Raw genomic sequence first — 12,959 nt, forward strand, 5'->3', positions numbered from 1 at the left:
TCGTCATGCGTGCGAACCGCTGGTACACGCCCTGGTTGCTCGTCCTGCCGGCACTGATCTGGCTCGTCGCGTTCAGCCTGTGGCCCTCGATCAACACGGTCCGGTTGTCGTTCACGAACGCCAGCCCGCTCGGCGGCGTCAGCCAGTGGGTCGGGGTCCAGAACTTCGAGACCCTGCTCGCCGATCCGCAGGTGTGGGAGGCGCTGCTCAACAGCGTCATCTACATGGCGGTGTGCCTGCCGCTGCTGACGGTCCTCCCGCTCCTCATCGCGGTGCTCGTGCAGCAGAAGCTGCCCGGGATCGCGTTCTTCCGCACCGCGTTCTACACGCCGGTCATCGCGTCCGCGGTGGTCGTCGGGCTCATCTGGACGTGGATCCTCGACGACCGCGGCGTCATCAACGAGATGGCGCAGGCCCTCGGCGTCGTGCAGGGCAGCGTCCCGTTCCTGACCGACCGGTGGCTGCTGCTCCTCAGCGCCATCAGCCTGACGGTGTGGAAGGGGCTCGGCTACTACATGATCATCTTCCTGGCCGCCCTCGGGAACGTCGGCAAGGACCTGCACGAGGCCGCCGCCCTCGACGGCGCCGGAGCCGTCCGGCGCTTCTGGTCGGTCACGATGCCCGGGGTCCGCGGCACCATGACACTCGTCGGGATCCTGGTGTGCGTCTCCGCGCTCCGGGTGTTCAGCGAGCTCTACATCCTCACCAACGGCACCGGCGGACCCGGCGGGCAGGACAACTCGCTCGTCATGCTCATCCAGCAGTACGCCCGCGGCTTCACCGGCAACCTCGGCTACGCGTCCGCCCTGAGCCTCCTGCTCTTCGTCGTGACGCTCGTGCCGATGCTCGCCCTCGCCCGGATGAACAGCAAGGCGGACAAGTGACGAACACGACCAGCACGACCGAACCCGTCATCGGCGGCGCGCAGGGCGCAGCCAGCCCGACGCCGGACGTGACCGGCGCGACGGGCGCCGGACGGGCCTCCAGGCAGAACGGACGGGGCGGACGCGACGGACGCAAGCGGCGCCGCGCGGTCTGGGGCGTCATGTCCACCCGCGAGAAGGTCGTCCGCTACGTCCTGCTCATCGTGGTGCTCTTCATCACGATCGGCCCGTTCCTCTGGCAGCTGTCCACGTCGCTCAAGGGCGCCGGTGAGGACATCTACACGGCGAACCCGTCGTTCATCCCGTCCGAGCCGACCATCGAGAACTACCTGAAGGTCGCCGCCGCGATCCCGGTGTGGCGGTACATCGGCAACTCCCTGCTCGTCGCCGCGATCGACGTGCTCGGCAACATCGTGTTCGCGACCCTGGCCGGCTTCGCCCTCGCCCGCCTGCAGTGGCGGCACCGGAAGCTCGTGCTCGGCCTGTTCCTCGGCACCCTCGTGCTGCCCGGCGAGGCGACGATCATCTCGCAGTTCGTCACCGTGAAGGACCTCGGCCTCGCCGACAACCTGGTCGGGGTCGCCCTGCCCGGCATGATCGCGGCGCTCAACGTCCTGCTGATGTTCAACGCGTTCCGGCAGATCCCCGAAGAGATCGACCAGGCCGCGGTGATGGACGGTGCGAACGCGATGCAACGTCTGCGCTACATCTCGCTGCCCGCCGTGCAGGGGACCATCGCGGTCATCGCGATCTTCTCGTTCATCGGTGCGTGGGACGACTTCCTCTGGCCGCTCATCGTGCTGCAGTCGCCCGAGAACCTCACCCTGACCGTCGGGTTGCAGTATCTGCAGGGCACGTTCGCCACCGACCAGCGGATGATCGCGGCCGGCACCATGATCGCCTTCATCCCGATCGCCGTGATCTTCGCCGTCCTGCAGCGCTTCTTCTTCAAGGGCGTCGAAGAGGGCGGTGTGAAGGGCTGATGCGGTTCGGGGTCAACTACACGCCCTCGGTCGGCTGGTTCCACTCGTGGCTCGACTTCTCGCGGTCGGACACCGCCAGGGACCTCGAGGCCATCGCGTCGATCGGCGCCGACCACGTGCGGATCTTCCCGCTCTGGCCGGTGGTTCAGCCGAACCGGACGCTCATCCGGCAGCAGGCCCTCGACGACGTCACGACGGTCGTCGACCTCGCCGGCTCGTTCGGACTCGACGTCAACGTGGACGCCCTGCAGGGGCACCTGTCCAGCTTCGACTTCGTGCCGTCCTGGCTGGACAGCTGGCACCGCCGCAACATGTTCACGGACCCGGACGTGGTCGCGTCGACCGCCGCCTACGTCCGGGCGCTCGCCGGAGCGGTCGCCGACAAGCCCAACCTGCTCGGCATCACCATCGGCAACGAGGTCAACCAGTTCGCACACGCCCCGCACCCCGCACCGCACACGATCACGGGGGAGCAGGGGCACGCGTGGGCGGCGGCGATGGTCGCAGCGGCGCGGGCGGGGCTGTCGGACGGGTCGTCGGCGTCGCCCGCGTCGTCCGTGTCGGTCGGCGTGGAGGCGCGGCTCGACCCCGCCTCGTCGGTCGCTTCCGCCACCGGGTCGCGTCCCGGGCCACTGGTCACCGTCGCGCAGTACGACGCGGCCTGGTACGACGACGCCCAGCCCTTCGGCCCCGAGCACGCGGCGGACCACGGTGACGCCACCGTCACGCACTCGTGGGTGTTCAACGGCTCGGCGGCCCTGCACGGTGCCCTCGGAGCCGGGTCGGTGCGGCACGGGGAGTACCTGCTCCAGCTCGCCGCGGCCTGGAACCGCGACGCCGCCCGACCGAACTGGCTGCAGGAGGTCGGCGCCCCCACCAACGTCGTCGACCCCGCCGACGCCGCCGCGTTCACCGAGCAGACCATCCGGCACGTCCTCGACGCGCAGCAGGTGCTCGGGGTGACGTGGTGGTGCTCCCACGACGTCGCCCGGTCGCTCGCGGACTTCCCGGAGCTCGAGTACGACCTCGGGCTGTTCACGAACGACGGACGCCTGAAGCCCGCCGGCGAGGCGTTCGCCGTCCTCGCCCGCGCCGAGCACACCCGAGACGCCCGTGCCGCACCGCCGACCACCGCGCTCGTCCTCGACGACGTGCTGTCCGACGGCACCGACCGGCACGGCACCCGCGCCGACTGCGCCCCCGGCGGTCGGTTCGCCGCCGCCTGGCTCGCCCTGGCCGGGGCCGCACCGGACGGCCGCGGGCCCCAGGTCGTCCTGCGCTCCCGACTGTCGGACACCGCGCTGCTGGCCGCGCGGGGCATCGACCGCTGCGTCGACGTGCCGTCCGACCTCGACACCACCACCGTCCGCGTCGCCCACCCGGCGACGACGCCCTGACCCCGGAAGGCCCCATGCACGACGACATCCCCCTCACCACCGGACGCGCCCGACGGGTGCTCGACGAGCGGATCACCCCCGCGGTGCACGCGACCACGACGGCCCTCCGGGCCGCGTGGCACGAGCTGCCGGGGGAGCCGGTCCCGCCGACCGAGGGGCTCGCGCTCACGTTCGAGCCCTACGAGGTCGGCACCCCGTGGGGCGCGGCCTGGGGCACGACGTGGTTCCGGCTGACCGGGACCGTACCGACCGAGTGGGCCGCACGCCGGGTGGAGGCCGTGATCGACCTCGGCTTCGACAAGAACATGCCCGGGTTCCAGTGCGAGGGACTCGTCTACCTGGCCGACGGCACCCCCGTGAAGTCGATCAACCCGCGCAACCAGTGGGTCCTGGTCACCGAGCGGGCCGAGGGCGGCGAGACCGTCGAACTGTTCGTCGAGGCCGCATCGAACCCCGTCCTGCTCGACTACCACCCCTTCCTGCCGACACAGGAGGGTGACGTGCAGACCGCGTCCTCGAAGCGCCTCTACGCCACCCGCCGGATGGAGCTCGCCGTCTTCGAGTCCGAGGTGCACGAACTCGCCCTCGACATCGACGTCCTGCTCGAACTGCAGGCCGAGCTGCCCGCCGGACCCCGACGCATGCGGATCCTGCAGGCCCTCGACGACGCCCTCGACGCGCTCGACCTGCAGCACATCCCGGAGACCGCCGGGGACGCCCGTGCGGCGCTCGCCGAGGTGCTGGCCGCTCCCGCCGAGGCCTCGGCGCACACGATCTCGGCCGTCGGGCACGCCCACATCGACTCCGCCTGGCTCTGGCCCGTGCGCGAGACCATCCGCAAGGTCGCCCGCACCACGTCGACCATGACCGAGCTCATCGACCAGACCGACGACTTCCTGTACGGCATGTCGAGCGCGCAGCAGTACGCGTGGATCAAGGAGCACCGCCCCGAGGTCTACGCCCGGGTCAAGGCCGCGGTCGAGGCCGGCCGGTTCCTGCCGATCGGCGGCATGTGGGTCGAGTCCGACACCGTGATGCCGACCGGCGAGAGCATCGTCCGGCAGTTCTCGCAGGGCCAGCGGTTCTTCGAGCGCGAGTTCGGCATCCGACCCAAGGGCGTCTGGCTGCCGGACAGCTTCGGGTACTCGCCGGCGCTGCCGCAGCTCATGCGCCGCGCGGGCTTCGAGTGGTTCTTCACGCAGAAGATCTCGTGGAACCAGGTGAACAAGTTCCCGCACCACACGTTCCTGTGGGAGGGCATCGACGGGTCGCGGGTGTTCTCGCACTTCCCGTCGATGGACACCTACAACTCGCGGTTGTCCGGCAGCGAGGTCGCGAAGGCCTCCCGCCAGTTCCGCGAGAACCGGCTCGCCAGCGGCTCGATCGCCCCGGTCGGTTGGGGCGACGGCGGCGGTGGCACCACCCGCGAGATGACCGGCACCGCCGCACGGTTGGCTGACCTCGAGGGCAGCGCGAAGGTCCGCTGGGAGCACCCGGACACGTTCTTCGACCGGGCGAAGTCCGAACTGACCGATCCGCCCGTGTGGGTGGGGGAGCTGTACCTCGAGCTGCACCGGGCCACGCTCACGTCGCAGCACGGCACGAAGCAGGGCAACCGCCGGTGCGAGCAGCTGCTCATCGAGGCCGAGCTCTGGGCCGCGACCGCCGCCGCCCGCACCGACTTCGCCTACCCGTACGACGAGCTCGACGCCCTGTGGCAGCAGGTCCTGCTCCAGCAGTTCCACGACATCCTGCCGGGCACCTCGATCGCGTGGGTGCACCGCGAAGCGGTCGAGCGGTACGCCGAGACGGCCGCGGCGCTGACCACGATCATCGACCAGGCGCTCTCGGCGCTCGCCGGCGCCGGGGACGCGGCCGTCGTCGTGAACCCGGCCCCGTTCCTCCAGGCCGGTGCACCCGCGCAGGGTGCCGTCGTGGCGACCGACGTGGCGGCGGCGACCGCCGTGTCCCTGACCGAGCAGGACGGCGGGTACGTGCTGGCGAACGACCTGGTGCGGGTCGTCGTCGACGCGCAGGGGCTCGTGACGAGCGCCGTCGACCTGGCGAGCGGGCGCGAGGCGATCGCGGCCGGCCAGGCGGCGAACCTGCTGCAGCTGCACCAGGACTTCCCGAACATGTGGGACGCGTGGGACGTCGACCGGTACTACCGCAACCGCGTCGAGGACCTCGTGTCGACCACCGGGCTGACCGCGTCGGTCGACGACACCGGGGCCGCACGGGTCGTCGTGTCCCGGGCGTTCGGTGACTCGACGGTGACGCAGGAGATCGTCCTGGCGCCGGGGTCCCGCACCCTGGAGTTCGACCAGGTGACCGACTGGCACGAGACCGAGAAGTTCCTCAAGGTGGCCTTCCCGCTCGACGTCCGCGCCGAGCACACCGTCGCCGAGACGCAGTTCGGCGCGCAGAAGCGGGTGACCCACACCAACACCTCGTGGGAGGCCGCGAAGTTCGAGACCTCGATGCACCGCTACGTGCTGGTGTCCGAGCCGGGCTTCGGTGTCGCGCTCGTGAACGACTCGATCCACGGCTTCGACACCACGCGCGACGCCGTCGACGGGCACGTCACCACCACCGTGCGGCTGTCGCTGCTGCGGGCACCGCGGTTCCCGGACCCCGAGACCGACCAGGGCGTGCAGACGCACCGGTACGGCATCGTCATCGGCACCGACCAGCTCGGAGCCACGTCGGCCGGCGTGCGGATGAACGCGGGCGCGCGGACCATCACGGGCGCGCACGGCTTCGAGCCGCTGGTGCAGGTGTCCGGCGACGTCGTGCTGTCGAGTGTCAAGCTCGCCGACGACCGGTCGGGCGACCTGGTCGTGCGCGTCTACGAGCCGTCCGGGCAGCGGGGGACCGGGGGCATCGCGGTCTCGGCCGACGAGGCGACCTTCGGCGCTGCCGTCGAGGTGACCCTGCTCGAAGAACCGCTCGGTGACGCGTCGTCCGACGCCGATGCCTCCTCGTTCACCGTCGACGCCTACGAGGTCCGCACCTTCCGGTTCCCGCGCAACTGACCGACCAACTGACCGACTGAACGACCGACTGACCGACCGCCCGTCCCACCCAAGGAGGAACCACATGAAGCAGTCCACGAAGTTCAGCATCGCGACCGCACTGGTCGCCATGCTCGCGGCACCACTGGTGCCCGCCGCAGCATCCGCGGCGCCCTCCTCGTCCGGGTCCAGCCACGGGCACGGACACGGTTCGTCCCACGGCGGCGGGCATGGTCATGGTCATGGACACGGGCACCACGCTGCGCCCACCAAGTCGGGGCCGACGAGCATCGCCTACGTCGAGGTGAACAACGACGAGCTCGCCAACGTCGGGCGGTACACGCTGGAGAACGGCGCGAACGCGTTCGACGTGGCGATCATCTTCGCCGCGAACATCAACTACGAGGACGGCAAGGCGGTCCTGTACAACAACGAGAACGTGCAGCGGACCCTCGACCAGGCGGCCACGCAGATCCGCCCGCTGCAGGCCAAGGGCATCAAGGTGACGCTCTCGGTGCTCGGCAACCACCAGGGCGCCGGTCTGGCGAACTTCCCGACGAAGGCCGCGGCACGGGACTTCGCGGCGCAGGTCTCCGCGACGGTCAAGAAGTACGGACTCGACGGCGTCGACCTGGACGACGAGTACTCGGACTACGGCGTGAACGGCACCCCGCAGCCGAACCAGCAGTCCATCGGCTGGCTCATCAGCGCCCTGCGTGCGGACATGCCGGGCAAGATCATCTCGTTCTACGACATCGGCCCGTCCTCCGATGCCCTGAAGACCGCGAACCCGTCGATCGGTGGCAAGCTCGACTACGCCTGGAACCCGTACTACGGCACCTACACGGCGCCGACGATCCCGGGCCTGCCGAAGTCGAAGATCTCCGCCGCCGCGGTCGACATCCAGAACACCCCGCAGGCCACGGCAGTGTCGCTCGCGCAGCGCACGAAGGCCGACGGCTACGGCGTCTTCATGACGTACAACCTGCCGGGAGGCGACGAGTCCTCCTCCGTCTCCTCCTTCACGAAGGTGCTGTACGGACAGGCCGCGTCATACCGCTGACGCGTCCGTCCTGACGGCGACTCGCGCCCCGTGCTCCCCGGCTCCGGCCTGGAGGCACGGGGCGCGTCGTCCAGGTCCCGCTGGCCCGGGGGAGGCACCAGTTCCTCCTCGCCCGTGACGGTTCCGGTTCGCAGACCCCGGCGATCGTGAACCGGAACCGTCATCCACCGAGAACGAATCCCGACCCGGCGCGCTCGACGCCGCGGCCGTACGATCGCCGCATGGAGCTCGAGTTCCGCGGCGAGGTGATCGAGTGGCGCGGCCCGTCACCGTTCTTCTTCGTCGTCGTGCCACCGGACGCTGCCGAGGTCATCGCCGACCTCGCGCCGGTGCTCACCTACGGGTGGGGTGTGATCCCGGCCCGCGTGACGATCGGCTCGGTGACGTGGACGACGTCGCTGTTCCCGAAGGACGGCGGCTACCTCGTGCCGTTGCGTGCGGCGGAGCGGAAGCGTGCCCGGGTGGAACTCGGCGACTCCCCGGAGATCACCCTCGAGTTCGCCGACCCCTGACGCGCGTGCACCGTGGGGTTCTGTGGAGGGGATGACGGGAATCGAACCCGCGTAGCCAGTTTGGAAGACTGGGGCTCTACCATTGAGCTACATCCCCGCGCCTGCGCACCAGGCGCAGCCCGACCATCGTAGCGGACGAACGAGCACCGACATGCCGACGCGCGTCATCCCGAAGCCGGACGCCGGTGCGGAGCGCACCATCCGATGGTCGCGGGTGGTCTCGTACGTGCTGGTGGTCCTCGCGGCCGCGGTCCTGTCCCTGCGCCCCGACCTGTTCGGCGATCCGCAGTCGCAGCCCGCGCACGCACTGCTGCACGTCGGGCGGATCGTCGTCGGGCTGCTGCTGGCGGTGGCTGCCCTCGGGGTCCAGGTGGCCGTCGGGATCCGGTGGCGGCGGGGTCTGCGACGCGCCGCGGAGGACGACTGAGCAACCCCCGGGAACAGCGCGCCGTCGGACCGCTAGACTCACCGGGGTCGCATGCGCCCCTCGGCGTGCGCGGCTGATCCCTGGCACGAAGCAACGGGGCGTAGCTCAGCTTGGTAGAGCGCCCGCTTTGGGAGCGGGAGGTCGCAGGTTCAAATCCTGTCGCCCCGACCAGGTCCTCCGAGCACCACCGACCACACGAACGTCAACCAACAGGAGAACATCCCTTGGCCACCAGCACCGTCGACAAGGTGAGCGACACCCGCGTCAAGCTCACCGTGAACGTGACGCCGGACGATCTCAAGCCGAGCATCGACCACGCCTACAAGCACATCGCCGAGCAGATCAACATCCCCGGCTTCCGCAAGGGCAAGGTCCCGCCGGCGATCGTCGACCAGCGCGTCGGCCGCGGCGAGGTCCTGAACCACGCCGTCGGTGACGCCATCGACAACTTCTACCGCCAGGCGGTCGAAGAGCAGGAGCTGCGCATCCTCGGCCGTGCCGAGGCCGACGTCGCCGAGCTGCCGAACGTCGCGGACTTCACCGGCGACCTCGTCCTCACCTTCGAGGTCGACGTCCGCCCCGAGTTCGACCTGCCGGACTACTCCTCGTACGAGCTCACCGTCGACGCCGTCGAGGTGTCGGACGACGAGATCGAAGAGGAACTGCAGAACCTCCGCACCCGCTTCGGCACGCTCGTGACGGTCGACCGTCCGGCGAAGACCGGCGACTTCGCGCAGATCGACCTCACCGCCAGCATCGGCGACGACGAGGTCGACTCGGCCACCGGCGTCTCCTACGAGATCGGCTCCGGCGACCTGCTCGAGGGCATCGACGAGGCGCTCGAGTCCCTGACCGCCGGTGAGTCGACGACCTTCGAGTCGAAGCTCGTCGGTGGCGACCGCGAGGGCGAGACCGCTCAGATCGCCGTCACCGTCACCGCCGTCAAGGAGCGCGAGCTCCCCGAGGCCGACGACGAGTTCGCCCAGATCGCCAGCCAGTTCGACACGATCGACGAGCTCAAGGCCGACCTGAAGGAGCAGATCGCGAAGTCCAAGACCTTCGGTCAGGGCGCCGCGGCTCGCGACAAGCTCGTCGAGAAGCTCACCGAGGACGTCAACATCCCGATCTCGGAGCAGCTCATCGCCGACGAGGTGCACCGTCACCTCGAGCAGGAGAACCGCCTCGAGGACGAGGAGCACCGCAAGGAGGTCTCCGAGTCCAGCGAGACCGCCTTCCGCTCGCAGATCCTCCTCGACGCGATCGCCGAGAAGGAAGAGATCCAGGTCTCGCAGGAGGAACTGACCCAGTACCTCATCCAGGCCGCCGCGCAGTACGGCATGGAGCCGGCCGAGTTCATCAAGGTCATCGACCAGAACGGCCAGATCCCCGGCATGGTCGGCGAGGTCGCTCGTTCGAAGGCGGTCGCGACCGTCCTGTCCAAGGTGACCGTCAAGGACACCAACGGCGACGCCGTCGACCTGTCCGCCTTCACGGCGGGCGTCGCGCAGGAGCCGGCAGGGGACGCCGAGTAACGATCTCGACGCCACCAGTACGACAGACGGGAGGCGCGGTGCCAGCTGGCACCGCGCCTCCCGTCCGTATTTCCGCACCACCGCATTGCTGTCGGCGAACAGACGAGAACTGGTGCGTTGCACCCGATAAGTTCGACAACAAGCGACAACTGAACGGGAGCTTTTCCATGGCCGAAGCAACACTGAACCCCAGTGTTTTTGACCGCCTTCTGAGAGACCGGATCGTGTGGCTCGGCTCCGAGGTCCGCGACGACAACTCGAACGAGATCGCAGCCAAGCTGCTGCTGCTCGCCGCCGAGGACCCTGAGAAGGACATCTACCTCTACATCAACTCGCCCGGTGGTTCGATCACCGCCGGCATGGCGATCTACGACACGATGCAGTTCGTCCCGAACGACATCGTCACCGTGGGCATCGGCCTCGCCGCGTCGATGGGACAGTTCCTGCTGTCCTCCGGCACGCCCGGCAAGCGCTACATCACGCCGAACGCGCGCGTGCTGCTCCACCAGCCGTCCGGTGGCTTCGGCGGCACCGCTGCCGACATCCAGACGCAGGCCAAGGTCATCCTCGACATGAAGCAGCGCATGGCGGAGCTCACGGCCGAGCAGACCGGCAAGTCGGTCGAGCAGGTCCTCAAGGACAACGACCGCGACAACTGGTTCACGGCGCAGGAAGCGCTCGAGTACGGCTTCGTCGACCACCTCCGCGCCTCGAGTGCCGAGGTCATCGGCGGTGGTGGCACCGTCGGCGACGGCGAGACGCCCACCAGCGCAGCCGAGCCCGACGCCCAGTCCTGATCACCACCGAAGAAAAGGAAACGAGAATGCATCTCCCCATGCTCGGTGGCGCGCAGAACGTCCCGGCTCCGTCCAATCGGTACATCCTGCCGAGCTTCGAAGAGCGCACGGCCTACGGCTACAAGCGCCAGGATCCGTACGCCAAGCTGTTCGAGGACCGCATCGTGTTCCTCGGCGTGCAGGTCGATGACGCGTCGGCTGACGACGTCATGGCCCAGCTGCTCGTGCTCGAGTCGATGGACCCCGACCGCGACATCGTGATGTACATCAACTCGCCCGGTGGCTCGTTCACCGCGATGACGGCGATCTACGACACGATGCAGTACATCCGTCCGCAGATCCAGACGGTCTGCCTCGGACAGGCCGCCTCGGCCGCCTCGGTGCTCCTCGCCGGTGGTACCCCCGGCAAGCGCCTCGCGCTGCCGAACGCCCGTGTGCTGATCCACCAGCCCGCGACCCAGCAGGGTGGCGGTCAGGCGTCCGACATCGAGATCCAGGCGGCGGAGATCCTCCGCATGCGCACCTGGCTCGAGGAGACGCTGTCGAAGCACTCCAACAAGACGCCGGAGGAGATCAACCACGACATCGAGCGCGACAAGATCATGTCCGCGCAGGAAGCCGTGGAGTACGGCCTGATCGACCAGGTCCTCACCAGCCGCAAGAACCTGCCGGCGCTCGTCAAGTAGCACCAGCAGGAACGACGAAGGCCCCGCACCGAACGGTGCGGGGCCTTCGTCGTTGCGCGGTGGTCAGTCCTCGGTGTCGTCGGACTCCGGGGCCGGCTTGCGGCGCAGGAGCAGCAGCACCGCGACGACCACGCCGACCAGCACGACGCCACCGGCGCCGATCCAGATCGCGTCGGACGCCGCCGAGTCGCTCGATCCCGAGGCGGTGCCCGTGGTGGTGTCCGAACCGGCATCGTCGTCACCAGTGGTGGCGCAGGTCGGGGGCTTCGCCGCACCCGAGGCCGGGGTGAAGCCCGACGGCGCCTTCCACGTGAAGGGGTACTCGTCGGACACGGTGTGCCCGTCGGCGGAGACGATCTGCCACTCGACGGTGTACTTGCCCGAGTCGCCGAGTGCGGCGGCCGTGGTCATCGACGGCCCCTCGACGTCGACGCAGCCGTCCTCGTAGTACTTGCCGTCGGGGCCGACGATGCGGAACGCGAAGCCCGACCCCGAGTCGCCGATGTCGAGCAGCTTGTCGTTCGTCGTGATGTCGAACGTCTCCGGCAGCTCGGTCAGGGTGCCGCCGACCTCCGGGTCGGACGAGATCAGGTAGTTGTGCGCGCTGGCCGGACCGGCGAGCCCGAGGACTGCGCCACCGGCGATCGCGACGGCCGCGGCGGTCCCGGCCACGAGCCTCCAGGCAGAGGACCGAGGCCGGGACCGACGCGAGCCGCGCTGCGTCACTTGGCGGAGCTCCGACGACGCGTGCCGGCGACGGCGACGACCAGGGCGACGGCGCCGAGCACCAGGCCGCCGAGGCCGAGGAAGCGACCGACCAGGTCGGGGTCGTTCGAGGCGGTCGAGCCGGCGGCCTCGGCCGTCGGGGTCGCGGCGATCGGGTCGCCGTCGTCGTCCGTCGCCTCGGCGGCGGTCAGCGTGATCGAGGGTGCCGGGTGCTCGGGCTCGGCTTCGCCGGCCTTCTGTTCCTGGTTCCACTCGACGCTGCCCTTCTCGCAGGTCTGGATCGCGGGGAACTCGACCAGGTCGCCGGCCTTGCCGTCCGGCAGCGAGAACGAGAGCGCGAAGGTGTCGCGCTCGTCGGCGGGCAGGGGGGTCTTCGCGGTGTACGTGACGCTGGTGACGCGCTCGGCGGCCGTCTCGGCGTGGTCCTCGTCGGATGCCGACGCCGACGGGTCGGTGTAGGGCTCGGTCGCCTTCGTGATCGTCCAGTTCGGGTTCACGGTGGGCGTGACCTCGATGACGGACTCCGGCACCTGGAACTGGATCTTCGTCGTGGGGGAGCCGTCGCAGCCGTGCGGGACCGAGAAGGTCGCCGTGGTGTACGAGTTCGCTGCGGTCGACGTGGCCGTGGCGGACACGTGCGCGCTGGCCGCCGTGGCACTGCCGAGGACGATGACGGCTGCGACACCGAGGGTGACGGCGCCGCCGGCGGCGAGACGCTTCTGCATGGGGTTCCTTCCGGGGTGGTTCTGCACCTGCTGTTCTACAAGATGTAGAGAAGTCCGGATCACCGTAGCAGGCTCGCACGCCCTGGGCGAACGCGCGGGCGGATTCCGGAGGGGCATCGCGGTCGGTGTCACCGGTTGCGGTTAGGCTCGTGTCCACGACGAGGTGCCCACCAGCAGCGGTGCACCAGCGGTGGTGCGACAGCGCGGCCGGCA

General features: G+C 69.6%; 12 protein-coding genes and 2 tRNA genes. 11 read left to right on the forward strand and 3 right to left on the reverse strand.

Annotated features, from left to right (window positions below; translation table 11 throughout):
* Positions 1-5 precede the first annotated feature (5 nt).
* The 6 genes from DEI98_RS12135 (at position 6) to DEI98_RS12160 (ending at position 7,853) form a co-directional block, all read left to right on the forward strand.
* Positions 6-884 carry a carbohydrate ABC transporter permease gene (locus DEI98_RS12135; RefSeq protein ID WP_027464687.1) on the forward strand — a complete coding sequence of 293 codons (879 nt, stop codon included), beginning with the start codon at positions 6-8 and terminating at the stop codon, positions 882-884.
* The gene (locus DEI98_RS12140) at positions 881-1,867 is read left to right on the forward strand and encodes a carbohydrate ABC transporter permease (RefSeq protein WP_204166197.1); all 987 of its coding nucleotides are present in this window, start codon (positions 881-883) and stop codon (positions 1,865-1,867) included. Before DEI98_RS12135 ends, DEI98_RS12140 begins: the two co-directional genes overlap by 4 nt.
* On the forward strand, positions 1,867-3,264 hold the full coding sequence (locus DEI98_RS12145) for a cellulase family glycosylhydrolase (RefSeq protein ID WP_111100866.1): 1,398 nt from the start codon (positions 1,867-1,869) through the stop codon (positions 3,262-3,264). Before DEI98_RS12140 ends, DEI98_RS12145 begins: the two co-directional genes overlap by 1 nt.
* A 14-nt stretch (positions 3,265-3,278) precedes the next feature.
* The gene (locus DEI98_RS12150) at positions 3,279-6,299 is read left to right on the forward strand and encodes a glycoside hydrolase family 38 C-terminal domain-containing protein (protein WP_111100867.1); all 3,021 of its coding nucleotides are present in this window, start codon (positions 3,279-3,281) and stop codon (positions 6,297-6,299) included.
* A gap of 64 nt (positions 6,300-6,363) precedes the next feature.
* A complete protein-coding gene (locus tag DEI98_RS12155) occupies positions 6,364-7,341 on the forward strand; it encodes an endo-beta-N-acetylglucosaminidase H (protein WP_111100868.1) in 978 nt (325 codons plus the stop codon).
* A gap of 221 nt (positions 7,342-7,562) precedes the next feature.
* A complete protein-coding gene (locus DEI98_RS12160) occupies positions 7,563-7,853 on the forward strand; it encodes a DUF1905 domain-containing protein (protein WP_111092286.1) in 291 nt (96 codons plus the stop codon).
* A gap of 23 nt (positions 7,854-7,876) precedes the next feature.
* Here the strand turns inward: DEI98_RS12160 and DEI98_RS12165 are convergent.
* Positions 7,877-7,950, reverse strand: a tRNA-Gly gene (locus tag DEI98_RS12165).
* A 54-nt stretch (positions 7,951-8,004) separates the two neighbouring features.
* Between DEI98_RS12165 and DEI98_RS12170 the strand changes: the two genes are divergently transcribed.
* The 5 genes from DEI98_RS12170 to DEI98_RS12190 all read left to right on the forward strand — a co-directional run bounded on the left by DEI98_RS12170 (position 8,005) and on the right by DEI98_RS12190 (position 11,295).
* Positions 8,005-8,280 (forward strand): hypothetical protein, encoded by a 276-nt coding sequence (locus DEI98_RS12170; protein WP_111030539.1) that lies wholly within the window; start codon positions 8,005-8,007, stop codon positions 8,278-8,280.
* A 94-nt stretch (positions 8,281-8,374) separates the two neighbouring features.
* A tRNA-Pro gene (locus DEI98_RS12175) sits at positions 8,375-8,451 on the forward strand.
* Positions 8,452-8,504: 53 nt separating this feature from the next.
* Entirely contained in the window at positions 8,505-9,812 is a 1,308-nt protein-coding gene (gene tig / locus DEI98_RS12180; RefSeq protein ID WP_027464695.1) for a trigger factor, read from the forward strand.
* A 167-nt stretch (positions 9,813-9,979) separates the two neighbouring features.
* Positions 9,980-10,609, forward strand: coding sequence for an ATP-dependent Clp protease proteolytic subunit (locus DEI98_RS12185; protein ID WP_071405541.1), 630 nt, complete (start codon positions 9,980-9,982; stop codon positions 10,607-10,609).
* Between the two features lie 26 nt (positions 10,610-10,635).
* Positions 10,636-11,295, forward strand: coding sequence for an ATP-dependent Clp protease proteolytic subunit (locus DEI98_RS12190; protein ID WP_027464696.1), 660 nt, complete (start codon positions 10,636-10,638; stop codon positions 11,293-11,295).
* A gap of 63 nt (positions 11,296-11,358) precedes the next feature.
* Here DEI98_RS12190 and DEI98_RS12195 read toward each other — a convergent pair whose 3' ends face one another.
* Complete coding sequence (locus tag DEI98_RS12195; RefSeq protein ID WP_181438025.1) at positions 11,359-11,967, reverse strand: copper resistance CopC family protein; 609 nt, start codon at positions 11,965-11,967, stop codon at positions 11,359-11,361.
* Between the two features lie 50 nt (positions 11,968-12,017).
* Entirely contained in the window at positions 12,018-12,746 is a 729-nt protein-coding gene (locus tag DEI98_RS12200; protein WP_181438026.1) for a YcnI family protein, read from the reverse strand.
* Positions 12,747-12,959: the final 213 nt, after the last annotated feature.

It is taken from the genome of Curtobacterium sp. MCLR17_034, from assembly GCF_003234485.1.
Classification (GTDB): domain Bacteria; phylum Actinomycetota; class Actinomycetes; order Actinomycetales; family Microbacteriaceae; genus Curtobacterium; species Curtobacterium flaccumfaciens.